Source organism: Sphingopyxis indica (assembly GCF_900188185.1).
Classification (GTDB): Bacteria; Pseudomonadota; Alphaproteobacteria; order Sphingomonadales; family Sphingomonadaceae; genus Sphingopyxis; species Sphingopyxis indica.
The window spans coordinates 227152-249191 of record NZ_FZPA01000002.1; the positions used below are offsets into that span (position 1 = coordinate 227152).

Annotated in this window: 24 protein-coding genes and 2 tRNA genes; 16 read left to right on the forward strand and 10 right to left on the reverse strand. The window is 65.4% G+C overall.

Features of this window, described 5'->3' with window-relative positions; all coding sequences use genetic code 11:
* Window positions 1–170 precede the first annotated feature (170 nt).
* The 3 genes from CHB69_RS05365 to CHB69_RS05375 all read left to right on the forward strand — a co-directional run bounded on the left by CHB69_RS05365 (window position 171) and on the right by CHB69_RS05375 (window position 2368).
* Window positions 171–842, forward strand: coding sequence for a DUF6975 family protein (locus CHB69_RS05365; RefSeq protein ID WP_089214960.1), 672 nt, complete (start codon window positions 171–173; stop codon window positions 840–842).
* Between the two features lie 248 nt (window positions 843–1090).
* Window positions 1091–1936 (forward strand): AAA family ATPase, encoded by an 846-nt coding sequence (locus CHB69_RS05370; protein ID WP_089214961.1) that lies wholly within the window; start codon window positions 1091–1093, stop codon window positions 1934–1936.
* Window positions 1937–1939: 3 nt separating this feature from the next.
* Window positions 1940–2368 (forward strand): GFA family protein, encoded by a 429-nt coding sequence (locus CHB69_RS05375; protein WP_089214962.1) that lies wholly within the window; start codon window positions 1940–1942, stop codon window positions 2366–2368.
* On the opposite strand, the gene CHB69_RS05380 is transcribed toward CHB69_RS05375, so the two are convergent.
* A complete protein-coding gene (locus tag CHB69_RS05380) occupies window positions 2359–3756 on the reverse strand; it encodes a methyl-accepting chemotaxis protein (protein WP_245836548.1) in 1398 nt (465 codons plus the stop codon). The genes CHB69_RS05375 and CHB69_RS05380 overlap by 10 nt on opposite strands.
* 176 nt (window positions 3757–3932) lie before the next feature.
* On the opposite strand from CHB69_RS05380, the gene CHB69_RS05385 reads away from it, so the two are divergent.
* Window positions 3933–4736, forward strand: coding sequence for an enoyl-CoA hydratase-related protein (locus CHB69_RS05385; RefSeq protein WP_089214964.1), 804 nt, complete (start codon window positions 3933–3935; stop codon window positions 4734–4736).
* 90 nt (window positions 4737–4826) lie between these two features.
* Here CHB69_RS05385 and CHB69_RS05390 read toward each other — a convergent pair whose 3' ends face one another.
* The 3 genes from CHB69_RS05390 to CHB69_RS05400 all read right to left on the reverse strand — a co-directional run bounded on the left by CHB69_RS05390 (window position 4827) and on the right by CHB69_RS05400 (window position 6750).
* Window positions 4827–5429, reverse strand: coding sequence for an HD domain-containing protein (locus tag CHB69_RS05390; protein WP_089214965.1), 603 nt, complete (start codon window positions 5427–5429; stop codon window positions 4827–4829).
* 66 nt (window positions 5430–5495) lie between these two features.
* A complete protein-coding gene (locus CHB69_RS05395; protein ID WP_245836549.1) occupies window positions 5496–6215 on the reverse strand; it encodes a COG3904 family protein in 720 nt (239 codons plus the stop codon).
* Entirely contained in the window at window positions 6190–6750 is a 561-nt protein-coding gene (locus CHB69_RS05400; protein ID WP_089215092.1) for a hypothetical protein, read from the reverse strand. The genes CHB69_RS05395 and CHB69_RS05400 overlap by 26 nt, the downstream gene beginning before the upstream one ends.
* Window positions 6751–6889: 139 nt before the next feature.
* Between CHB69_RS05400 and CHB69_RS05405 the strand changes: the two genes are divergently transcribed.
* The 3 genes from CHB69_RS05405 (at window position 6890) to CHB69_RS05415 (ending at window position 8481) form a co-directional block, all read left to right on the forward strand.
* The gene (locus CHB69_RS05405) at window positions 6890–7336 is read left to right on the forward strand and encodes an RrF2 family transcriptional regulator (RefSeq protein ID WP_089214966.1); all 447 of its coding nucleotides are present in this window, start codon (window positions 6890–6892) and stop codon (window positions 7334–7336) included.
* 147 nt (window positions 7337–7483) lie between these two features.
* A complete protein-coding gene (locus CHB69_RS05410; protein ID WP_141133918.1) occupies window positions 7484–7999 on the forward strand; it encodes a hypothetical protein in 516 nt (171 codons plus the stop codon).
* Complete coding sequence (locus CHB69_RS05415; protein WP_089214968.1) at window positions 7999–8481, forward strand: DUF421 domain-containing protein; 483 nt, start codon at window positions 7999–8001, stop codon at window positions 8479–8481. The genes CHB69_RS05410 and CHB69_RS05415 overlap by 1 nt, the downstream gene beginning before the upstream one ends.
* A 26-nt stretch (window positions 8482–8507) precedes the next feature.
* On the opposite strand, the gene CHB69_RS05420 is transcribed toward CHB69_RS05415, so the two are convergent.
* The 3 genes from CHB69_RS05420 to CHB69_RS05430 form a co-directional block, all read right to left on the reverse strand.
* Window positions 8508–9269: a protein-L-isoaspartate(D-aspartate) O-methyltransferase gene (locus CHB69_RS05420; protein WP_245836550.1), complete on the reverse strand. Its 762-nt coding sequence runs from the start codon at window positions 9267–9269 to the stop codon at window positions 8508–8510.
* 206 nt (window positions 9270–9475) lie between these two features.
* Window positions 9476–9551 (reverse strand) — tRNA-Ala (locus CHB69_RS05425).
* A gap of 121 nt (window positions 9552–9672) precedes the next feature.
* Complete coding sequence (locus CHB69_RS05430; RefSeq protein WP_089214969.1) at window positions 9673–9993, reverse strand: FYDLN acid domain-containing protein; 321 nt, start codon at window positions 9991–9993, stop codon at window positions 9673–9675.
* Between the two features lie 125 nt (window positions 9994–10118).
* Here CHB69_RS05430 and aroA point away from each other — a divergent pair, with 125 nt between their 5' ends.
* From aroA to CHB69_RS05455, 5 genes are all read left to right on the forward strand, one after another.
* The gene (gene aroA, locus CHB69_RS05435) at window positions 10119–11447 is read left to right on the forward strand and encodes a 3-phosphoshikimate 1-carboxyvinyltransferase (RefSeq protein WP_089214970.1); all 1329 of its coding nucleotides are present in this window, start codon (window positions 10119–10121) and stop codon (window positions 11445–11447) included.
* A complete protein-coding gene (locus tag CHB69_RS05440; RefSeq protein ID WP_245836551.1) occupies window positions 11444–11716 on the forward strand; it encodes a CBU_0592 family membrane protein in 273 nt (90 codons plus the stop codon). The genes aroA and CHB69_RS05440 overlap by 4 nt, the downstream gene beginning before the upstream one ends.
* A complete protein-coding gene (locus CHB69_RS05445) occupies window positions 11713–12345 on the forward strand; it encodes a (d)CMP kinase (RefSeq protein WP_089214971.1) in 633 nt (210 codons plus the stop codon). Before CHB69_RS05440 ends, CHB69_RS05445 begins: the two co-directional genes overlap by 4 nt.
* Before the next feature lie 174 nt (window positions 12346–12519).
* The gene (rpsA, locus tag CHB69_RS05450; protein ID WP_089214972.1) at window positions 12520–14229 is read left to right on the forward strand and encodes a 30S ribosomal protein S1; all 1710 of its coding nucleotides are present in this window, start codon (window positions 12520–12522) and stop codon (window positions 14227–14229) included.
* A gap of 116 nt (window positions 14230–14345) precedes the next feature.
* Window positions 14346–14705 carry an integration host factor subunit beta gene (locus tag CHB69_RS05455; protein ID WP_281252651.1) on the forward strand — a complete coding sequence of 120 codons (360 nt, stop codon included), beginning with the start codon at window positions 14346–14348 and terminating at the stop codon, window positions 14703–14705.
* Window positions 14706–14860: 155 nt separating this feature from the next.
* On the opposite strand, the gene CHB69_RS05460 is transcribed toward CHB69_RS05455, so the two are convergent.
* Both CHB69_RS05460 and CHB69_RS05465 read right to left on the reverse strand, forming a co-directional pair.
* Window positions 14861–15628 (reverse strand): ABC transporter permease, encoded by a 768-nt coding sequence (locus CHB69_RS05460; protein WP_089214974.1) that lies wholly within the window; start codon window positions 15626–15628, stop codon window positions 14861–14863.
* Window positions 15625–16569, reverse strand: coding sequence for an ABC transporter ATP-binding protein (locus CHB69_RS05465; RefSeq protein WP_089214975.1), 945 nt, complete (start codon window positions 16567–16569; stop codon window positions 15625–15627). Before CHB69_RS05465 ends, CHB69_RS05460 begins: the two co-directional genes overlap by 4 nt.
* Before the next feature lie 91 nt (window positions 16570–16660).
* Here CHB69_RS05465 and CHB69_RS05470 point away from each other — a divergent pair.
* From CHB69_RS05470 to CHB69_RS05485, 4 genes are all read left to right on the forward strand, one after another.
* Window positions 16661–16747, forward strand: a tRNA-Leu gene (locus CHB69_RS05470).
* A 20-nt stretch (window positions 16748–16767) separates the two neighbouring features.
* The gene (locus CHB69_RS05475; RefSeq protein WP_089214976.1) at window positions 16768–18261 is read left to right on the forward strand and encodes an ABC transporter substrate-binding protein; all 1494 of its coding nucleotides are present in this window, start codon (window positions 16768–16770) and stop codon (window positions 18259–18261) included.
* 42 nt (window positions 18262–18303) lie between these two features.
* On the forward strand, window positions 18304–18726 hold the full coding sequence (locus CHB69_RS05480) for a DUF4112 domain-containing protein (protein ID WP_089214977.1): 423 nt from the start codon (window positions 18304–18306) through the stop codon (window positions 18724–18726).
* 197 nt (window positions 18727–18923) lie between these two features.
* A complete protein-coding gene (locus CHB69_RS05485) occupies window positions 18924–20330 on the forward strand; it encodes an amidohydrolase family protein (protein WP_245836552.1) in 1407 nt (468 codons plus the stop codon).
* A gap of 204 nt (window positions 20331–20534) precedes the next feature.
* On the opposite strand, the gene CHB69_RS05490 is transcribed toward CHB69_RS05485, so the two are convergent.
* Window positions 20535–21893, reverse strand: coding sequence for a spinster family MFS transporter (locus CHB69_RS05490; RefSeq protein WP_170935446.1), 1359 nt, complete (start codon window positions 21891–21893; stop codon window positions 20535–20537).
* Between the last annotated feature and the right edge of the window lie 147 nt (window positions 21894–22040).

The window sequence follows — 22040 nt, forward strand, 5'->3', positions numbered from 1 at the left end:
AGGCCCGCCGGTCCTTTGTCGCATTTTTCCCCCGGCCCGTCCCCGACTGGCACAGCGACGACGCAATTCCGTCCGGCGCATAAACGCGACGTTTACGACGTTGGCCTAAAGCCATCCCTTGCCATTATCGCGCGCGGTCCGACCATGCTGCGACCAGTGAGGAAGAAGCGTTGAGCCAACCGATCCCGCTCCAGACCCCGACGCGCGGCGTCGCCGACCTGCTCGATGCACTCGTCGCCAGCGAGGGCACCGGCGCGCATCCGCACGTCAAGTCGGGCGCGCTGTCGAGCGGCGCCGACGCGATGCGGAATCTGGCGGACGCCGTTCACTTTATCTGCCTGCTCCACGGCCGGTATCCAGGCGTGATCGACGGCGCCGCGCGCAAGGCGATCGACAGCCCGGCGCGCCGCTGGCTCGACGAGGCCGCGCAGGCCTTTGCGCAGGAACGCGCCTTCCTGTCGAAGATCGCCGCGGCGGTCGGCCCCGTCCCGAGCACGCCCGGGCAGGACCAGTGCGAAGCCGCGGTCGCCGCCCAGTGCAAGGCGCTCGACATGCTCGCCGAATCCGATCGCCACGGCTGCGCGATCGGCGCTGCAATCGCCCTGACGCTCGACTGGCGCACGATCCGCGTGCTGCTCGACATCAGCGCCCAGCGGCTCGACCTGTCGCCGCAGCGCTGCGCCCTTCCCGACCTGCGCGACACCGCGCGCCTCGCCGCCGCCGTCGCCGACGGCCCCGCGACCGAGCGCGCGATGGGCTTCGGCGCGCAGCAGCTGATCGCGCAGCACAGCGGCCTGTGGGACCTCCTCGCCGCACGCGCCGCCGCGCGGGCGCATAGCTGACAAGATTTCCCCTCCCGCTTGCGGGAGGGGTAGAGAGGCTTGCGAGCTTGCTCGCTAGCCGCAGCGGGGTGGGCCAGCCACGCCGCGATCATGCCCACCCCGCTGCGGCTAGGTCCGGCTCCGCCGAACCAAGTCTCGCTGCCCCTCCCGCTTGCGGGTGGGGTGCCAGCCCATGCTTGCGCCCTCCCCCTCCCGCCGCTATGCCGATCCCGAGTTGACGTTCACGTTAAGGGAAAGGTTCTCCGCCCATGCGCTTCGAAGGCACCAGCGCCTATATCGCGACCGAGGATCTGAAGGTCGCGGTCAACGCCGCGACGATGCTGCGCCGCCCGCTGCTGGTGAAGGGCGAACCAGGCACCGGCAAGACCGTGCTCGCCGAAGAGGTCGCGAAGGCGTTCGACGCGCCGCTGATCAGCTGGAACATCAAATCGACGACCAAGGCCCAGCAGGGCCTTTATGAATATGACGCGGTCGCGCGGCTGCGCGACGGCCAGCTCGGCGAAGAGCGCGTCCACGACATCCGCAACTATATCAAGAAGGGCAAGCTGTGGGAGGCTTTCACCTCGCCGCAGCTCCCGGTGCTGCTGATCGACGAGATCGACAAGGCCGACATCGAATTTCCGAACGACCTGCTTCAGGAACTCGATCGCATGGCGTTCCATGTGTACGAGACCGACGAGACGATCACCGCGAAGGAGCGCCCGATCGTCGTCATCACCTCGAACAATGAAAAGGAACTGCCCGACGCCTTCCTGCGCCGCTGCTTCTTCCATTACATCAAATTCCCCGACCGCGACACGATGGCCGAGATCGTCGAAGTCCATTTCCCGGGCATCCAGAAGACGCTGGTGAGCCGTGCGATGGATATTTTCTACGACGTGCGCGACGTCCCGGGGCTCAAGAAAAAGCCCTCGACGAGCGAGCTGATCGACTGGCTCAAGCTGCTGCTCGCCGAGGACATGCCGCTCGAAGTGCTCCAGAACCGCGATGTCGGCAAGGCGATCCCGCCGCTCCACGGCGCGCTGCTCAAGAATGAGCAGGATGTGATGCTGTTCGAAAAGCTCGCCTTCATGGCGCGGCGTCAGGGGAGCTAGGGGATGGCCTATACGGGAAGCTGCGCGTGCGGCGCGGTGCGCGTTGAAATCGCCAGCCCCGCACTTGCGGCACGCCAGTGCTGGTGCAGTCATTGCCAGAAACTCGCCGGTGGCGGCCCGATGCATAACGCCTTCTTTCGCACCGATGACATCATTCTCACCGGCGAGCTGGCGTCGAACAGCTACATCGCCGATAGCGGGACCGAGATACGGTGGTATTTCTGCCCGGCCTGCGCGACGCATGTGTTCGCGGGCGCCGATATCCGTCCGCATATGCGCGCCGTGCGCATCGGGATATTCGACCGTCCGCACGACCTGAAGCCAGAGATGGCAATCTGGACGCAGGAAGCGCCGGCTTGGGCTGCGATCGACCCCGCTCTGGAACAATATCCAGCAGCGCCCCCTCCGCCGCCGGCTTTGCCTCAGAGCTGATAGGCGACCTCGACATCGCCCCAGCGGCGTCCGCCAATGACCGCGGGCATATAGACGTTGCGCACCGTGATATAGTTGATACCGTCGCCCTCCTGCCGATAGACGGTCATGAAGAAGGGCGCAGTGCTACGCTTCGCCGCAGCGTCGGTCTCGTCGAACAGGATGCGGCCGTTGCGGCAATGCGCGGTGTCATGCTCGATCTCGCCGGTCGGCGTGCGCGAGCAGTCGGTGATATGCGTCGGCAGAAAGCCGTTCATGTCGCCCGCCGACGACATCTTGATTTCAGGATGGTTGGCAACGACGCGGTCGAACAGTGGTCGCCAGTTGGCGTCGGCCCAGTCGCAAAGCGTCGTACGGAAGCGCTCGGGGTTCGAGTTCGGAACGCGCACATAATTGGTGTCGAAGAGCTGCTCCATCGTCAGCTCCCCCTTGGCGAGTGCGGCTTCGGCTAGGGCGACGAACTCGTCGCGAACTGTCGAAGCAAGGTCAACGATCGCCGAATCGCGCGGACTGACCCCTGCGGAGATCACCGCGTTGAACATGCGGTTCGACACATGCTCCATCGACAGGATCGAATCGCGCGTGGCGTTGAGGGTCGCGCCATTTTCGCGCACCGACGTCACGACGCGGTCCATCGCCTCGCGCACCTTGGCGCCATTGGCATGGACCATCGCGCTCGATTGCGCGATGCGGTCGCTCTGATCGTCGAGCAGCGCGACGAGGTGCGTCGCGTCGTGCAAGGCATCAGTGATCGTTTCGAACTGCGCCTCGGCGCGGCTCGATTGCTCGACCCCCGACTGGATCTCGGTGACGAGCCCGCTCGCTTCGGTCGCGAGACTGCCGATCGAGCGGCGAATTTCGTCGGTCGCGCCGCGCGTATTCTGCGCGAGCTTCTTCACCTCGGCGGCGACAACCGCGAAGGTGCGCCCGGCGTCGCCCGCGCGCTCGGCCTCGATCGCGGCGTTGAGCGCGAGCATGTTGGTGGTCTTCGCAATCTGCTCGATCGACTGGCTGACCTGCTGCACCTGCTCCATGACCGCGGCGAAGTTGGTGACATGGGTGCCGAGCCGTGCGACGAGGTCGATAACCGAACGGAATTCGGTGACCGCAGCGTTGACGCGTTCGGCCCCCGCGTCGAGCTGCTCGCACGCCCGCGCCGAAAGCAGCTTCGCCTCGTCGGTCGAATCGGCGATCTGGCGCTGGTCGGCCTCCAGGCTGACGACATAATCCTCGAGCCGTCCGAGTTCGGAAATCTGGCGGTCCATCTGGTCGGTCGCGCGCTTGATCCGGCCCGCGGCTTCGCTGCAGCCAACGGCGAGCTCGCCGCAGTCGCTCGCGACCGACTGGTCGAGCACTGGCTGCGCCGGATTGATCGGATCATGTTTCATTGCGCCACCCACGTGATTTGATCGCGATGCTATGCCCGACATTGGTTAACCGGGCGTCAATGGACCGGCCTGCCGCACACAGTCCGCCCGGCCAAAGCGCTTGCACTCGTCCGGCGAATCGGCCACAACTTTACGTGAACGTAAAGGTAAAGCAGCTCGCGAGAGGATTCTTCCCCATGACCGACATCCCGACCTTCGACACGATCAGGCTCGACGTCGCCGACAACGTCGCGACGATCACGCTCAATCGGCCCGAGCGGCTCAATTCGATGCCGCCCGCGATGGCCGACGACATCCGCGCGGCGCTCGACTGGATGGGCGTGCTCGGCGCGCGCGCGCTGCTCATCACCGGCGAAGGCCGCGGCTTCTGTTCGGGTGCCGACCTCGCGGGCGACCGCACCGCGTCGGCCGTCGGCGGCGGCGCGAACAGCCGCAAGGCGTTGCGCAACCATTACAACCCGATGCTGCTCGCGCTCGCCAACCTCGACATTCCGGTGGTCACCGCGATCAACGGCCCGGCGGCGGGTGTCGGATGCAGCTTCGCATTGTCGGGCGATTTCACCATCGCGGGCAAGAGCGCCTATTTCCTGCAGGCCTTCGTCAACATCGGGCTGATCCCCGACGGCGGCTCGTCGTGGCTGCTGCCGCGCCTCGTCGGCCTGCCGCGCGCCGCGCAGATGATGATGCTCGGCGAAAAGATCGGCGCCGAACAGGCCGCCGATTGGGGCCTGATCTACAAGGCGGTCGATGACGAGGCGCTGATGGACGAGGCGCGCGCGCTGGCGAAACGGCTCGCGAACGGCCCGACGGTGGCCCTCGGCACGATGCGCAAGGTGCTGCGCGGCGCCCTCACACAAAGCCTTTCCGACACGCTCGACGCCGAAGCGATGGGGCAATATGTCGCGGGCAACAGCGCCGACGCGATGGAAGGCATCATGGCCTTCCAGCAGAAGCGCAAGCCCGCGTTCAAGGGTCAATAAGCCCGAAACAAACAAGACCCCGGCGCAAACCGGAGTCTCGACGAGTTCCTAAGGAACTGGGCCCCGGCCGTATCGGCCGGGGCCTGTTTTTTATTCGGCCGGCTCTTCGGTCATCACCTTTTTATAGATGCTCTGCTTCGGCCGCGCGCACAGCCGCATCACCATCGGCTCGAAAAAATCGAGCGGCAGCGTGTCATAGTCGGGATCGAAGGCGGGCTGATCGTATTTCTCGCAGAATTCGGCGCAGGCGGCGGCATAGGGATGGCCGGCGAACTGGTCGCGCATGTCGCGGTCGAGGCCGATATAGTGGAAGAAATAATGGCCCTGGAAGATGCCGTGATGCTGGACGATCCAATGATTCTCTTCCGACAGGAAGGGCTTGAGGATCGCCGCGGCGATGTCGGGGTGGTTGAAGGCGCCGAGCGTGTCGCCGATGTCGTGGAGCAGCGCCATCACGACATATTCCTCGTCGCGCCCGTCGCGATGCGCGCGCGTCGCGGTCTGCAGGCAATGCGTCAGCCGGTCGACCGGAAAGCCGCCGTAATCGCCCGCGAGCAGCTTCAGATGATCGAGGATGCGCGCGCCATTGTCCGGAGCAAACGCCTTCTGCTCGGCGGCGATGATGTCCCAGTCTTCCTGCGTGCCTTCGGTCATCGCGCGGAATTTGGCGCGTGGGTGCGTCATGTCGTTCATTTGCGGCTCTCCCGATTTTCCAGATCAGTCTAGGCCTTCCGTTGCACTTTGCAACCGGCGTGATCGTCATTCGGGCGCGTAGGTTACGCCATATTTGAGCGCTTCGTCGAGCGTCAGACAGCGGCGCGTCGACTTGTTCTCCTCGGTCGCCACCGCGCTCTGGCGATACATGATGTCGGTCAAGAGCTTGCGCGAAATGCCCATCCGGATCAGGAAATCATTGTCCTCGCTCGCGAGCAGCGCCGAATCCTGCTCGATGTCACCGATCAGTTCGCGCGTCGCGTCGGTCCCCATCGCGACGCTCATGTCGATCGCGCCGCGGTCGCCGGTGCGCGTGAACATATGGACGATGAACAGCCCGCCGGGCTCGATCATCCGCGGCTGCCCGCCCATGAAGACGAAATTGCACGCGCTGAAACACGCCCAGCCGCTGGGGATGCGGGTGCCGAGCCCGAAGTTCGAGCGGATGATCCGCCCCGCCGCATTGCCGGCGCGCGCATCGCCGCCAGGCGAGCGCAGCCAGATTTCGGACACGTCGGGATTGGCCTTGAGCGCGGCGGTCAGGCGATCGGGAAGGCCGGCATCGACCCGCCCTTCGGCCAGCATGACCTTCATATTGCCGCGCTTTTCAACGGTCAGCTTCATTTCGGGATAGGCCGACCAGTTGGGCTCGAGCGGACAGGTCGGGTTCGCCGGGTCCATCACCGTCGCACCCGTCAGGCCGGCCAGCGCGAGCGCGGCGACGAACAGGCGCGCAGGCTTAGGTCGCAAGGACATAGCGCGCATCGCCCGGTCCCTTGCACATGCGTTTGGACACACGCGTCTCTTCGCCCTCGACGATGATGAAATCATTGACCGTCATGCACCGGCGCCCATCCGATTCATCGTTTCTCGCGACGACGGTCGACGATCCGCTGACATTCTCGCGCGTTTCGCTGGTCCAGCTCGACGATGCACCGACCTCTTCGCCGCGCACCACCTCCTCGGTCGCCGCCGCCGCCTGCTTCTGCTCTTCGGGATCGAGGCGGCAGGCGATCGCGTCGGTCAGCGTGTCGCTGACCTCGCTGATCGGGACATAGCTATATACTCCGGCCTTGCTCGCCGCATCGCCGACGACATCGCGCAGCACGCCGCCCAGTATCCCGCGCCCGACGCTGCTGCCCGACTTGCCCTTGGGGCAGCCGCCATTGTCCTCGCCGTCATTCGAGCTTGGCGCAGGAGTAGTCGCCTGGCGCAAGATGCTTCCGAACTGCGCAGTCGCCGGAGTCGCCGTAAGCCCCGCAACCGCCGCCCACGCGGGAAGCCATAACCATCGTCGCATCGCCTGCTCCAAAAAAGTCAATCTGTTGGCGACCCTTGTTTAGCCACGAAGCTACCCCCCGCAGTGATTTCGATCAATGGCGCAAAGATTGTCATGCTGACAGGTTGAAATTGTTTTCGAAAGGGCTCAGACAGCGGCCATGCTGTCGCAAAAGACCCGCTATACGATCCGTGCCTTCCAGCACCTTGCCGATCATTGGGGCAAGGGGCAGGTGCAGCTTGCGGACATTGCGGAGGCACAGAATATTCCGCCGAAATTCCTGACCGTGATCCTCTCCGAAATGGCGCGCGAAGGGCTGCTCATCTCGCAGCGCGGACGCGACGGGGGCTATCAGCTCGCGCTGCCTCCGATCGACATCAGCTATGGCGATCTCGTCCGGCTGACGCGGGGTTCGCTCGCACTCGTCCCCTGTGCGAGCCGCAACGCGCACGAGACCTGCAAGAACTGCCTTCCCGAAGCCGAATGCCGGATGCGCAGCCTGATGTTGAAGGTGCGCGACGACACCGCCGCTATCCTCGACAAGATATCGCTCGCCGACCCGATTCGCATGGAACCGGTGTTCGAAAAGGACGAGCTGGCACTCTGAGGCTGGCACCGCGAACGAAAGCCGGGGCCGATTGATCCGTCGCCGGGGGCGGGCCGAACAACCGATAGCGCAACGGAATTCGCCGTCCCGCGTTTCGATGGGGTTCGAGCATAAATGTCTCGCTCGCGCGCCGAAGGGACGAAGGCCATGGCGACACCCGACGGAATCGAAGAGCCTGCCGAAAAGGGCGGCTTATGGGACCGTCATGCCAGCCCGATCTCGATATTGTTGCTCGGCGCGCTGATGCTGGCCGCGCTTTCGGGGGTAGCCGGAGGACAACCGGGCGAGCGCCGGCTGGCCGACTTCGGCGAAGCAAAGCTGCTCGTCAAATCGCCCTCGGTCATCCGTAACGGCGAATTTTTCGAAATGGAGATCGCGGTCGAGGCGAAAACCGATCTCGACGCTCCGGCGATCGAGGTCAGCCCCAGCCTGTGGCGTGACATGACGATCAACACGATGATGCCGGCCCCGGCCGAGGAGCTCTTCGAAAAGGGCGGCTATCGCTTCGCCTATGACCGAATGCCCCGCGGGAAGCGCTTGCTGATCAAGATCGACGGGCAGATCAACCCGCCGCTCTTCGCCGGCACGCGCGGCGATATCGCGGTCTATGATGGCGAGCGCCGGCTGGGTGCGATGCCGCTGGCCATAGAGGTCCTCCCCTGATGGATATCGTGCTGCGCGCCACGGTCATGTTCGGCCTCCTCTACCTGCTCCTGCGCTTGCTCGGAAAGCGCGAGCTGGGGCAGATGACGCCGTTCGAATTCGTCATGCTGGTCGTCATGGGCGACCTGATCCAGCAAGGCGTGACCCACAACGACTTCAGCCTGACCGGCGCGATGCTCGCGATTTCGACTTTCGCCTTCTGGGCGCTCGTGCTCAGCTGGATCACCTATCTCTTCCCGCGCGCCAAGGGACTGCTCGACGGCGAGCCCCGCGTCGTGGTGCGCGATGGCCGTCTCGTCGAAGCCAATCTTCGCCGCGACCGGCTGACGCGATCCGAAATCGAGTCCGAAATGCGGCTCGCCGGAATCGCCAGCCTCACGTCGGTCGAATGGGCCATCCTCGAACCGCAGGGCAAGATCAGCTTCATCAAAAAGGACGGCGGCCCATCACGGCAGCGCGACGAAGAACAGTCGGCGACATAGGCGCGGCCGCTGCTTCGGCCCTTCGCTCAGCGCAGCGCTTTGCCGGCGCCGACCGGGTCGCCCGGCCAACCATGCTCGCCGATCAGGGGGACGAAGACGACCGCGCCCAGATCGTCTTCGCGGAAATCGGACGCGCCGGTGCGCGTGACGCGCAGCAGCCGCTGCGATCCCCCTTCGCCGACCGGAATGACGAGGCGGCCGCCGGGCGCCAGTTGGTCGAGCAGCGGACGCGGAACGCGGGGGCTGCCGGCGGCCACGAGTATGACGTCGAACGGCGCCGCATCCGCCCAGCCCCGCGTTCCGTCGCCCGTGCGCAGCGTCACATTGTGGCAACCGAGCGCGGCGAGCCGCTCGGCGGCCCGATCGGTGAGTTCCGGGTGCCGATCAATCGCGTGAACGGCGCGGCCCATGCGGCTCATCACCGCAGCGGCATAGCCGGAGCCCACGCCGACCTCCAGAACCCGATCGTCGGGGCCGATCGCCGCGGCTTCGATCATCAGCGCGACGATATAAGGCTGCGAGATCGTCTGCCCCGCCTCGATCGGCAGCGCCGTATCTTCATAGGCGAATTCGACCATGTTTTCGGGCACGAACCGCTCGCGCGGCACCGCGCGCAGCGCGGCGAGCAGCCGGTCACCGCCGATGCCTCGAGCGACGATCTGATAATCGACCATGGCATCGCGGCGGCTCGCAAAGTCCGACATCGCCCCCGCGTCAGACGCTGAGGCAGCGGCGCCGACCTCGCCCTGTTGTTCGCCGGCATGGCGCGACCTGCCGCCTCCGGACATGATGACTCTCCTCGCCGCCCACACCCTATGGAAAACCGCGCGAGACTCCCAAGGTTCCCTCTGTTCGTCCGATCGAACCGGTGACCTCTAATATGCCATGAGCAGCGCTCTGCCGTGCCGCAAAGGAAAATGGTGGAGCCTACCGGGATCGAACCGGTGACCTCTAATATGCCATGAGCAGCGCTCTGCCGCACCGCAAAAGAAAATGGTGGAGCCTACCGGGATCGAACCGGTGACCTCTACAATGCCATTGTAGCGCTCTCCCAGCTGAGCTAAGGCCCCGTGCCATTTCGTGCGATCGCTCTGGGTGATGCGATCGGGACGCCGCCTTTACCAGCGAACGCCCATGATGCAAGGGGCCAAATGCATCGCGCGATGCTTTTTTGGCCCCTCGCCGATACGATCAGCTCTCGTCGTCTTCGTCGTCGCCGGTCGCGACACCAAGGTCGTCGTCGCCGCCCAGATCGACGTCGTTGTCGGGCGAATCGCTGTCCTCGTCGACATCGACGTCCAGATCCAGATCGTCGTCGCTCGACTCTTCCTTCGTCTTGGCGGGCTTGGCCGCCTCTTCGAACGGCATCGGCTGCTTCGACTTGAGCACCGATTCGGGGATCCAGGCGTAGCCGCAATTGATGCAGGTTACCGGATCGTCGTTGGTCAGATCATAGAATCGCGTGGCGCATTTCGGGCAGCTGCGTTTCGTGCCCCATTCAGCCTTTACCATATAAGCCTCGTAAACCTTTGGAAACGGGTGTAGAATTTCGGAAAACAAACGGCGCCTCGCGGCCGATCCGTCAAATCGGCGTGCGCCTTGCCAGATTGTCGGGCCGCTGTCAAAAGCCGCACGCCATGAATGACCCGATCGCCACGCCGCGCGCCTTTTCCGCTTCCGCTCCACTCAAAGGTAGGATCGCCATTCCCGGCGACAAGAGCATTTCGCACCGGTCGCTGATGCTGTCAGCGCTCGCGGTGGGAAGGAGCCGGGTTACCGGGCTGCTCGAGGGCCATGACGTGCTCGCCACCGCGGCCGCGATGCGCGCGATGGGTGCGCAGATCGAGCGCCGCGAAGGTGGCGAATGGGTGATCGACGGCGTCGGTGTCGGCGGCCTGCTCCAGCCCCGCGAAGCGCTCGACATGGGCAACAGCGGCACCTCGACCCGGCTGCTGATGGGCCTCGTCGCGAGCCACCCGATCACCGCGACCTTCGTCGGCGACGCCAGCCTGTCGGGCCGTCCGATGGGCCGGGTGGTTGATCCGCTGAGCGCCATGGGCGCCGATATTTCGGCCTCGCCGGGCGGCCGTCTGCCGCTGATGGTGCGCGGCCTCGCGCCCGCCATCCCGCTCTCCTATCGCCTGCCGATGGCGTCGGCGCAAGTGAAGAGCGCGGTATTGCTCGCGGGGCTCAACACGCCGGGCATCACCGAGGTCATCGAGCCGGTGCCGACGCGCGACCACAGCGAGCGGATGCTGCGCGGCTTCGGCGCCGACCTGACCGTCGATACCGACAGCGACGGGACGCGCCACATCCACATCCGCGGCGAGGCCGAATTGAAACCCCAAGTGATCGTCGTGCCGGGCGACCCTTCTTCGGCGGCCTTTTTCATTGTCGCGGCGCTGATCGTCCCGGGATCGGAGGTGACGATCGCCAACGTCGGCCTCAATCCGACGCGCGCCGGGCTGGTTGCGGTGCTCCGCGCCATGGGCGGCGACATCGAGGAACTCGACCGCCGCGACGTAGGCGGCGAACCCGTCGCCGACCTGCGCGTCCGCCACAGCGCGCTGAAGGGCATCGACGTCGATCCGGCGGTCGCGCCGAGCATGATCGACGAATTTCCGATCCTCTTCGTCGCCGCCGCGCTGGCTGATGGGCAGACCACGACGACCGGGCTCGACGAGCTGCGCGTCAAGGAGAGCGACCGGCTGGCGGTGATGGCGGCGGGACTGCGGGCGATCGGCGCGCGCGTCGAGGAACGCGAGGACGGGCTGATCATCGACGGCAGCGGCGGCGATACTCTGCCCGGCGGCGCGACGATCGCGGGGCATCTCGATCATCGCATCTGCATGAGCTTCGCCGTCGCGGGGCTCGCCAGCAAAGCGCCGGTGACGGTCGACGATATCGCCCCGGTCGCGACGAGCTTCCCCAATTTCGAAGCGCTGCTCGCAGAGTTGCAGGCATGATCGAGGGGCTGTCGGGCACCGCCGCGAATGTCATCGGGCTGGTCGGCACGGCCTGCGTGCTCGCAGCCTTCGCCTATATCAACCTGACCGCAAAGCCCAACGGAGTGCTGTTCAACGCCGCGAACCTGATCGGTGCGTTGCTGCTGATGATCTCGCTGCTCGTCCACTTCAACCTTGCCTCCTTCCTGCTCGAGATCGCGTGGGCGAGCATTGCGCTCTGGGGTCTCGCGCGGGCCCTCTACAAAAAGGATAATGGAGGCGCGGCATGATCATCGCCGTCGACGGTCCTACCGCGTCGGGAAAGGGCACGATCGCCCGGGCGCTCGCCGCGCATTTTGGCTTGCCGGTGCTCGACACCGGGCTGCTCTACCGCGCGGTCGGCTATCAGACGCAGCTCAACCATGGCGACGCCGACAAGGCCGAGGATGCCCTCGCCGCCTGCGATTTTCCCGACAGCCTGCTCGACGATCCGGCGCTGCGCTATGAAACGACCGGCGGGCTCGCGAGCCGCGTCTCGGTACATCCCGCGGTGCGCAAAGCGCTGTTCCAGCGGCAGGTCGATTTCGCGAACCAGCCCGGCGGCGCCGTGCTCGACGGGCGCGACATCGGCACCGTCATCGCGCCGCACGCCGACGCCAAGCTGTTCGTCACCGCCAGCCCCGAAGAGCGCGCACGGCGGCGCCATGCCGAGATGCATTCGCGCGGGGTCGAGGTCGATTATGCGACCGTGCTCGCCGATATCCATGCGCGCGACGCGCGCGACAGCGGGCGCGCCGACGCGCCGCTGACGCAAGCGCACGATGCGGACTTGCTCGATACGGGCGAAATGACTATAGACGCGGCCGTCCAACGGGCGATTGCGCTGGTTGAGGCACGGACAGGCCGCCGCTCCACCTGAGCGTCGGGCGTGACGGGGCGCACTCGTCGCGCCTTTTTTGCTTTGCCCGCTCCTCCTTCCTCGCCGCGTCTTTGCGGATGTTCCGTTTCGCATTCGGCGAACGGGACGGATCGGCCACAAGACCAGCGGAACCAACCGCTTGGCCGGAACAAATGAAGTAAGGAAGAACTCTCTATGGCCTCTACGGCTTTTCCGACGCGCGACGATTTCGCCGCGATGCTCGATGAATCGCTGGGTGGTGCCGAGGGCGGCTTTGAAGGCCGCGTCGTCAAGGGCACCGTAACCGGCATCGAAAACGACCTGGCAGTGATCGACATCGGCCTGAAGAGCGAAGGCCGCGTGCCGCTTCGCGAATTCGCCGCACCGGGCCAGAAGGCCGACCTCAAGGTCGGCGACGAAGTCGAAGTCTATGTCGACCGCGTCGAAAACGCCAATGGCGAAACCATGCTCTCGCGCGACCGCGCCCGCCGCGAAGCCGCGTGGGACCGCCTCGAAGAAGAATTCAACAAGGAAGCCCGCGTCGAAGGCGTCATCTTCGGCCGCGTCAAGGGCGGCTTCACCGTCGATCTCGGCGGCGCCGTGGCCTTCCTGCCCGGTTCGCAGGTCGACATCCGCCCCGTGCGCGACGTCGGCCCGCTGATGGACCTGCCGCAACCGTTCCAGATCCTGAAGATGGACCGCCGCCGCGGCAACATCGTCGTCTCGCGCCGCGCGATCCTCGAGGAAACGCGCGCCGAACAGCGTTCGGGCCTGATCCAGAACCTCGAAGAGGGCCAGATCATCGAAGGCGCGGTGAAGAACATCACCGATTACGGCGCCTTCGTCGACCTCGGCGGCATCGACGGCCTGCTCCATGTCACCGACATGAGCTACAAGCGCGTCAACCACCCGAGCGAGATCATCAACATCGGCGACACGGTCAAGGTGCAGATCATCCGCATCAACCGCGACACGCAGCGTATCAGCCTGGGCATGAAGCAGCTCGAAGCCGATCCGTGGGAAGGCGTCGCTGCCAAATATCCGGTCGGCGCGAAACTTACCGGCACGGTCACGAACATCACCGACTATGGCGCGTTCGTCGAACTCGAACCGGGCATCGAAGGCCTGGTCCACGTCAGCGAAATGTCGTGGGTCAAGAAGAATGTCCATCCGGGCAAGATCGTCTCGACCAGCCAGGAAGTCGAAGTCATCGTGCTCGAGGTCGACAGCGAAAAGCGTCGTATCTCGCTGGGTCTCAAGCAGGCGCAGTCGAACCCCTGGGGCGCCTTCGCCGAAGCGCATCCGGTCGGTTCGGTCGTCGAGGGCGAAGTCAAGAACGCCACCGAATTCGGCCTGTTCGTCGGCCTGCCCGGCGACGTCGACGGCATGGTCCACATGTCGGACATCGCCTGGGGCATTTCGGGCGAGGAAGCGCTGCATCTCCACCGCAAGGGCGAGACGGTGCAGGTCGTCGTGCTCGACGTCGATGTCGACAAGGAACGCATCAGCCTCGGCATCAAGCAGCTTGAAAAGGGTGCGCCCGCGGTTGGCGCCGGCGCTGCCGCCGGTTCGCTCAAGAAGAACGAGACCGTCACGGTCACCGTTCTCGAAGTCCGCGACAACGGCCTCGAAGTGCAGGCCGGCGACGACGGCGCGACCGGCTTCATCAAGCGCGCCGACCTTGGCCGCGACCGCGACGAACAGCGCCCCGACCGCTATCAGGTCGGCCAGAAGTTCGACGCGATGGTCATCGGCTTCGACCGTTCGAAAAAGCCGAACTTCTCGGTCAAGGCGCTGCAGATCGCCGAAGAGAAGCAGGCGGTTGCGCAATATGGCTCGTCCGACTCGGGTGCGTCGCTCGGCGACATCCTCGGCGAAGCGCTGAAGGCGGGCAAGAAGGACTGACCCTTCGCGCCACGACGAAGTGACGGAAAGGCCCGCCGAATGTCCCTCGGCGGGCCTTTTTGCATCCGCGATATGTTTTTGATCGCTTCCTGATTCATGTTAGTCTCGCCCGCGCGTTGGGAGGGGTCTCACGCACGGGTGCCGGCAACGACCGGAGGCCGCATCGTCGCGATGCGCGTGACACAGAGGGGAAGCACATGATCCGGTCGGAACTGGTTCAAAAAATCGCGAGTGAAAACAGCGATCTACGCGTCGAAGAGGTCGAACGGATCGTCGACGCTTTTTTCGATTCCATCGTTGACCAGCTCGCCGCCGGCGGCCGCGTCGAACTGCGCGGCTTCGGCGCCTTCTCGACCCGCGCGCGCGAGTCGCGCACCGGTCGCAATCCGCGCACCGGAGCGCCGGTTGCGGTGAAGGCGAAAAACGTTCCCTATTTCAAGCCCGGCAAGGAAATGCGCGAGCGGCTGAACGATTGAACGCCTGATCGGTTCGGAGTGGAACGGGTTCGGGTATCTTCTCCTCCGCTATTGAAAATGCTGGGTGCTCCCGCGAAGGCGGGAGCCTATCTCCGGTCGGAACGATTTCGAGCCGGCGGGAGATGGGTCCCAATCACGGACGATTATGTTCCGCCTCAATTTTTGAGCCGGTAGCCCGTGCGGAACATCCAGAAGATGACGCAGAGGCACAGCGTCAGGAAAAAAGCGACTGCGCCCATGCTGACGCCGATACCGACGTCGCCCTGCCCGAAGAAGGTCCAGCGGAAACCGCTGATCAGATAGACGACGGGGTTGAACAGCGTCACCGCCTGCCACGCGGGCGGCAGCATCGAAAGCGAATAAAAGGCGCCGCCGAGGAAGGTCAGCGGATAGACGACGAGCAGCGGGATCACCTGCAATTGCTCGAAACTCTGCGCCCAGATGCCGATGATGAAGCCGAACAGGCAGAATGTCACGGCCATCAACAGCATGAAGCCGACCATGAAGAGCGGATGCGCGACCTCTACGTCGACGAACAGATGCGCGGTCGCAAAGATGATCGTGCCGATGATCACCGATTTGGTCGCCGCGGCGCCGACATAGGCGATCACCATCTCGAGCGGCGACAGCGGCGCCGACAGCATCTCGTAGATCGTGCCGGTCCATTTCGGCATATAGATGCCGAAGCTCGCATTGCTGATGCTTTCGGTGAACATCGTCAGCATCATCAGCCCCGGCACGATGAAGGCGCCATAGGGCACGTCGCTGACCGAACTCATCCGGCTGCCGATCGCCGAGCCGAAGACGACGAAATAGAGCGTCGTCGTGATGACCGGCAGCATCAGGCTGGTCCAGAAGGTGCGCCCGAAGCGCGCCATTTCGAAGCCGTAGATCGAACGGATCCCGCGCAGGTTCGAAATCATGCCGCGCGCTCCTCTTCCCGCTTCTCATGCACCAGCCCGACGAAGATGTCCTCTAGCGAGCTCTGCGTCGTGTTGAGGTCCTTGAAGCCGATGCCGAGGTCGCTCATCCGCCGCAGCAGCGACGGCACCCCCGTCGCCTCGGCCTGGCTGTCGAATTCATAGACCAGCTCGTGCCCCTCGCCCGCCAGCGCGAGATTCCATTGCGCCAGCTCGTCGGGAACGGTCGCGAGCGGCTCGGCGAGGTTGAGCGTCAGCGTCTTGCGCCCCAGCTTCTTGATCAGCGCATTTTTTTCCTCGACGACGATCAGCCGCCCCTTGCTGATCACCCCGACGCGATCGGCCATTTCCTCGGCCTCCTCGATATAGTGGGTGGTCAGGATGATCGTCACGCCGCGTTCGCGCAGACCGCGCACCATGTTCCACATGTCGCGGCGCAGTTCGACATCGACCCCCGCGGTCGGCTCGTCGAGGAACAAAATCTCCGGCTCGTGGCTCAGCGCCTTGGCGATCATCACGCGGCGCTTCATTCCGCCCGACAGCTCCATGATCTTCGCGTTGCGCTTGTCCCACAGCGACAGGTCGCGCAGCAACTGCTCGATATAGGCGGGGTCGCGCGGCTTGCCGAACAGGCCGCGCGAAAAGCTGACCGTCGTGATCACCTTCTCGAAGGCGTCGGTGTGCAGTTCCTGCGGCACCAGCCCGATCATCGAGCGCGCGGCGCGGAAGTCGCGGCTATGGTCGTGTCCTGCGACGGTCACGGTGCCGCCGCTCGGTGTGACGATGCCGCAGACGATGCTGATGAGCGTCGTCTTGCCCGCGCCATTGGGCCCGAGCAGCGCGAATATCTCGCCCTTGTCGATCGTCAGGTCGATGCCGCTGAGCGCCTGGTGGCCGCTTTTATAGGTTTTCGCCAGGCCAGCGATGGAGAGCACTGGTTGCATGGCGCCCTCCCTAGCCGAGCGACGCGCCGGGGTGAAGCCGCAAACAATCCTTGACCTCCTCGGGGTCATCCGCTTGACCGTCCCCCGGTGCGCGGACGTGGCGGAACCGGTAGACGCAGCAGACTTAAAATCTGCTATCCATATGGGTGTGCGGGTTCGAGTCCCGCCGTCCGCACCAGCGACGGGAGCAGCAGCGATATGACGGCAGGACGCATCGGCGCGCGGATTCTCGCTGCCGGATTGCTGGCGCTGTCGGCGACGAGCTGCGGTCTGTTCGGCGAGCGGGGGCCGGTGCGGATCGCGGCGATCGGCCCACTCTATCCCGCCGCCAACCCCATCCGCGGCGAGCTTTCGGCGACCAATGCGGCGCTGCTCGAAGCCACCGCGCAGGGGCTCGTCAGCTATGATTCACTCGGTCAGATCGACGTCGGACTCGCCGAACGCTGGACGGTCACTGCCGACGGGCGCAGCTATATCTTCCGCGTCCGCGAAGCCAAATGGTCGAACGGCGACAAGGTCGCGGCGGCTGAGGTTGCCGCCATCCTGCGCGGCTATCTCGGCCGGCGGAGCAAGCATGTCCTGAAGGACGATTTCCCCGAGGTCGAAACGATCAAGGCGATGACCGACACGGTGATCGAAATCCGCCTGTCGGTACCGCAGCCCCATTTGCTCGAGCTGCTCGCCCAACCGTCGATGGCGATCGTCAAGCGCGGCATGGGCTGGGGGCCGATGCGGCCGAAGAGGATCGGCGCGGCGATGCTGCTGACGCCCGTTCCCGACCCGCTGGCCGACGACCCCGAAGAAGCCGAGGCGGCCGCGGCCGATCCGGCGGCCTCGATCGAACTCGTCGGCACCGACGCCCCCCGTGCGCTGGCGCGGTTCAAGAACGGCTATGCCGACGGCGTGCTCGGCGGGCGTTTTTCGACCCTGCCCTATTTCGTGGCGTCGAATATCGGACGCTCGCGGCTCGTCGTCGATCCTGTGCCGGGATTGTTCGGGCTTTCCTTCGTGCGTGCCGAAGGCTTTCTCGCCACCGATGCCAATCGCGAGGCGCTGTCGCGCGCGGTGCGGCGGCAGCGCCTGGTCGACGCTTTCGGGCTCGCCGAATGGCAACCGCAGGTGACGCTGCGCCCCGCGCTTTACGCCCGCGACGGCGGCCCGGTGCCGCTGCTTCCCGCCTGGGCCGACTATGACGACGCCTCGCGGGTCGCGCAGGCGAAGCGCGTCGTCGATGCGTGGAAGGCCACGGGGCGCGAAATCGAACCGCTGCGCATCGCAGTGCCCGATTCGCCCGGCGGGCGCATTCTCTATGCCTATGTCGCCGCCGATTTCGAACGCATCGGGGTGCCGAGCAGGCGCGTCGCCATCGACGCCGAGGCCGACCTGACGCTGATCGACGAGGTCACGCCCAACGACGACCCCCTTTGGGGCCTGCGCCGCCTGTCGTGCCGCACCGACACATTGTGCAACGGCGAGGCGCAGCGCAGGATCGACGAGGCGACGGCGGCGACCAGCCCGACCGATCGCGCGCGCCTGATCGGCGAGGCGGAAGCGATCCTCGGGCGCTACGCGCCCTTCATCCCGCTCGCGACGCCGCTGCGCTGGTCGGTCGCATCGCAGCGCCTGTCGGGCCTCACCGCCAACGCGCGTGCGCAGCACCCATTGAATCACCTGCGCGACACTCCCAACTAGGGGGAAGCGTACGCATTCTGTGCGCTCAGAAAAAGGACGCCAATGGCCCCTTCGACTCCCGATACCGACGCGATCTTCGATGCACTGATCCCGAATCGCAACGACCCCGCCGCGCTGCGCAAGCGCGTCGAGACGCTGGAATTTCTGCTCGAACGCAGCTTCACCATCCCCGGCATCAACCGCCCGGTGGGGCTCGATGCGATCGTCGGCCTCGTCCCCGTCGTCGGCGACGTCGTGACCGCGGCGATGGGCGCCTATCTGATCTGGGAGGCGCGCAACCTCGGCATGCCGAAATGGAAGCTGTGGCGGATGATGGGCAATCTTGGCCTCGACACCGCGCTCGGCGCAATCCCGCTCGTCGGCGATGCCTTCGACCTGGTTTTCCGCTCGAACAGCCGCAACCTCAAGATCATCAAGCGCCACCTCGACAAGCATCATCCCGGCACGATCACGATCGACCAATAGCCACGGGCAGCAGCGCCACCGCCCGAACCGGTCGGGCCTGTCTTCGCGATGTCGAAAGATGGGAGGCTGTGTGTCGAACCAATATACTACTACATGGAATGATGCGCGATAACCCTATCCGGGGTCGATCATCGGACAATCGGGACGTTTCCGCCATGAAGATGCTGATATCCATTCTCCTTGCCTGGCTTTTCCAATTGCCGCTATCCGCCGTCGCAAAGGAGCGCGCGGACCTGCTGATACGCCACGCGACGATTGTCGACGTCGCGGGCGCCCGGTTGATCGCCGACCAGACGGTCGCGACGCGGGGAGACGTGATCGTCGCAGTGGGCGGCGATGCCGAGGTCGCGAAGGCATGGACCGCCAGGCGCACGATCGATGGCGGCAATCGCTTCCTGATCCCGGGCCTTTGGGACATGCACGTCCATTTCGGCGGCGGCCCCGCGCTGGTTGAGGAGAATAAGGCGCTGCTGCCGCTCTATATCGCGCACGGCATCACGACGGTGCGCGACGCCTCCGGCGACCTGCCGAACGAGGTGCTGGCGTGGCGCGGCGACATTGCGAGCGGCAGGCTTTTCGGCCCGACGCTGCTGAGCTCGGGTCCCAAAATCGAGGGCATCAAGCCGGTCTGGAAGGGCACGATCGAAACCGGTTCGAAAGCCGACGTCGATGCAGCGGTGGCGAGGCTGAAGGGGCTCGGCGTCGATTTCGTCAAGATCACCGACAGCACGATGAAGCTCGACCTCTTCCTCTACGCGATCCGCAAGGCGCGCGCCGCGGGGCTGTGCGTCTCGGGCCATATCCCGCTCGCGCTGACGGTCGATCAGGCGGTCGATGCCGGGATCAGCTCGATCGAACATATCGGCTATGCCTATAAGGCGGGGGTCAAGGACGAAGCGACGATCGCCGCCGACTTCGCGGCGGGGCGCATCGACCGCGCCGAGGCCTATCGCCGCATCGACGCGGGCTTCGACCCCGGAACCGCCATGGCCGCCTATCGCAAGCTCGCGGCGAAGGGCGTGTTCGTGACCCCGACGCTGAACGGCAGCCGCGTCATCGCCTATCTCGACCAGGACGATCACAAGACCGACGATTACCTCGGCCTGATCGGCCCCGGCCTGCGCGCGACCTACCAGTGGCGCGTCGACCGCGCCGCCAACGCCGACGCCGCCGGAATCGCCGCGCGCCACGCCGAATATGAACATGAGGCATCGGTGCTGCCGATGCTGCAAAAGGCGGGCGTGACGATCATGGCGGGAACCGATGCGGGCTTCCTCAATTCGTACAACTATCCCGGCATCGCGCTGCATCAGGAACTTGCGATCTTCGTCGACAAGGGGCTGACGCCGGCAGAGGCGCTTGCTTCCGCAACGCGCGCCGGTCCCGCGTGGTTCGGCAAGCTCGACCGTTATGGCGCGGTCGAGGCGGGCAAGGCCGCCGATCTCGTGCTGCTCGACCGCAACCCGCTCGAAGACATCGGCGCGACACGCGCGATCCGTGCCGTGGTGCTGCGCGGCGCCGTCTACGACCGCGCGGCGCTCGACAAGATGCTCGCCGACACGCGCTCCAAGGTCGCCGCGTGGGATGCGGCGGCGGCGAAGTAGGCGGAAAGGTTGGATGATGGACGCGCCGGCCGTTTGGTTCGGGGTGGCCATAGCTTGGCATCGCCGCGTCGCGGCGCGCGTTGGAATGCCGACCTGGCACGCCGATTATCGCCGATGCTGTTGGCAATGGCGGCATTGGAGAGCGAAGCAAGGGGTCGTGTGGGACCGAAAGCTCTCCGGGGGCTGCGCACGAACCAGGCAGCGTCAGCCGTTTTTTCCGAGATCGCGGGCGAAGGCGGCAAAGCCCGCGGTCAACAGGATTGCGGCCAGAGGCAGCGCCACGCCCGTCACCAGCGCGATCGAATAGCGCAGCGCGGCATCATCGCCGAACAGGTGGTCGGTGAGCAGCGCGATCAGCATCGGGCCAAATCCGAGACCGGTCAGATTGACGACAAAGAAATAGAGCGCGGTCACGCGTGCGCGATACGCATTCGGCGTAATCAGCTGCAGCGCTACGGTTCCGACACCATGCATCGTCAGCATCGGAAAGGCGCAGGCGAGCATCGCAAAGGCCAGCAGCGCATCGGGCATCAGTGTCGCCGCGAGCAGCGGCGGGCCGCCGAGCAGGATCGACAGGCGCATCACGCGCAGATGCGCATCGGCGACGCCGCGGGCAAAGGTCCGGTCGGCGAGCGTTCCGCCCATCACCAGCCCGGCCGCACCGCCGATTGCCATGATGATGCCGAACCACAGCCCGGCTTGCGACACATCCATGCCATAGGTGCGCGCGAAGAAGGTCGGCACCCATGCGATGACCCCGTACATGACGAGCCCGATCAGCGACATGCCGGCGAACAACGCGCCGAGCGCCGCGCGCTGCTGTTTCAGATGGGCGATAAAACCCGGGGCGGCCCGGTTGCCGGTATCCGCCTGACGCAGCCCGCGCCGCAACGGCTCGCGCACCGTCAGCAGCAGCAGGCAGACGAGGAGGCCCGGCGCGGCGACCCACAGGAAGATCGTCCGCCACGCCGCGACCGGCCCGATCAGCGGCAGATCGACCATCGGTGCAGCAAGCACCGACTGGACGACAAAGGCGCCGAGGACCATCGCGACGCCCGAGCCGAGCGGCACGCCGATCGAATAGACCGCCATCGCCCGCGCCAGCCGGTCGCGCGGGAAGATGTCGCTGAGCATCGAATAGGCGGCGGGCGACAGCGCTGCCTCGCCCACCCCCACGCCCATACGCGCGGCGAACAGGGCCGCATAGCTGCCCGCGAAGCCGCAGCTCGCGGTCATCGCACTCCACAGCGCGACCCCCACGACGATCAGGTTGCGCCGGTTCCAGCGGTCGGCGATCCACGCGATCGGGAGCCCGAGCAGCGTGTAGAAGAGCGCGAAGGCGAGCCCGATCAGCAGGCTGACCGCCGTATCCGAAATGTCGAGCGCGGCGCGAATCGGCGCGACAAGAAGACTCAGGATCATCCGGTCGACGAACGACAGCGTATAGGCGAGCAGCAGGACGCCAACGACATACCATCCATAGAGCGGACGGGGCCAACCCGGCGCTTCGCCATCCGTGCCGGAAACCGGTCCCGCCTGCGATCCGCCGTTCGCGGTTCCCATCGACATCCCCTCCATCGCCCGGTTGCGCCCGGTCTTGCGTCGCGGGTCGGCCTGCTATATAGAAATACTTACTTAGCAAACTAAGTATATAGACGATCCTGTCAAGTATGAACGGGACGCGCGAAAAACATAACAGGTGGGAGAAGC

Coding starts and splice junctions, on each gene's coding strand:
- CHB69_RS05465 (WP_089214975.1), bottom strand. CDS start 16,569: ATGCAACCAGTGCTCTCCATCGCTGGCCTGGCGAAAACCTATAAAAGC.
- CHB69_RS05405 (WP_089214966.1), top strand. CDS start 6,890: ATGCTGTCGCAAAAGACCCGCTATACGATCCGTGCCTTCCAGCACCTT.
- aroA (WP_089214970.1), top strand. CDS start 10,119: ATGAATGACCCGATCGCCACGCCGCGCGCCTTTTCCGCTTCCGCTCCA.
- CHB69_RS05410 (WP_141133918.1), top strand. CDS start 7,484: ATGGCGACACCCGACGGAATCGAAGAGCCTGCCGAAAAGGGCGGCTTA.
- CHB69_RS05395 (WP_245836549.1), bottom strand. CDS start 6,215: ATGCGCGCTATGTCCTTGCGACCTAAGCCTGCGCGCCTGTTCGTCGCC.
- CHB69_RS05385 (WP_089214964.1), top strand. CDS start 3,933: ATGACCGACATCCCGACCTTCGACACGATCAGGCTCGACGTCGCCGAC.
- CHB69_RS05430 (WP_089214969.1), bottom strand. CDS start 9,993: ATGGTAAAGGCTGAATGGGGCACGAAACGCAGCTGCCCGAAATGCGCC.
- CHB69_RS05445 (WP_089214971.1), top strand. CDS start 11,713: ATGATCATCGCCGTCGACGGTCCTACCGCGTCGGGAAAGGGCACGATC.
- CHB69_RS05370 (WP_089214961.1), top strand. CDS start 1,091: ATGCGCTTCGAAGGCACCAGCGCCTATATCGCGACCGAGGATCTGAAG.
- CHB69_RS05390 (WP_089214965.1), bottom strand. CDS start 5,429: ATGAACGACATGACGCACCCACGCGCCAAATTCCGCGCGATGACCGAA.
- CHB69_RS05415 (WP_089214968.1), top strand. CDS start 7,999: ATGGATATCGTGCTGCGCGCCACGGTCATGTTCGGCCTCCTCTACCTG.
- CHB69_RS05440 (WP_245836551.1), top strand. CDS start 11,444: ATGATCGAGGGGCTGTCGGGCACCGCCGCGAATGTCATCGGGCTGGTC.
- CHB69_RS05460 (WP_089214974.1), bottom strand. CDS start 15,628: ATGATTTCGAACCTGCGCGGGATCCGTTCGATCTACGGCTTCGAAATG.
- CHB69_RS05475 (WP_089214976.1), top strand. CDS start 16,768: ATGACGGCAGGACGCATCGGCGCGCGGATTCTCGCTGCCGGATTGCTG.
- CHB69_RS05400 (WP_089215092.1), bottom strand. CDS start 6,750: ATGCGACGATGGTTATGGCTTCCCGCGTGGGCGGCGGTTGCGGGGCTT.
- CHB69_RS05375 (WP_089214962.1), top strand. CDS start 1,940: ATGGCCTATACGGGAAGCTGCGCGTGCGGCGCGGTGCGCGTTGAAATC.
- CHB69_RS05420 (WP_245836550.1), bottom strand. CDS start 9,269: ATGTCCGGAGGCGGCAGGTCGCGCCATGCCGGCGAACAACAGGGCGAG.
- CHB69_RS05380 (WP_245836548.1), bottom strand. CDS start 3,756: ATGAAACATGATCCGATCAATCCGGCGCAGCCAGTGCTCGACCAGTCG.
- CHB69_RS05490 (WP_170935446.1), bottom strand. CDS start 21,893: ATGGGAACCGCGAACGGCGGATCGCAGGCGGGACCGGTTTCCGGCACG.
- rpsA (WP_089214972.1), top strand. CDS start 12,520: ATGGCCTCTACGGCTTTTCCGACGCGCGACGATTTCGCCGCGATGCTC.
- CHB69_RS05480 (WP_089214977.1), top strand. CDS start 18,304: ATGGCCCCTTCGACTCCCGATACCGACGCGATCTTCGATGCACTGATC.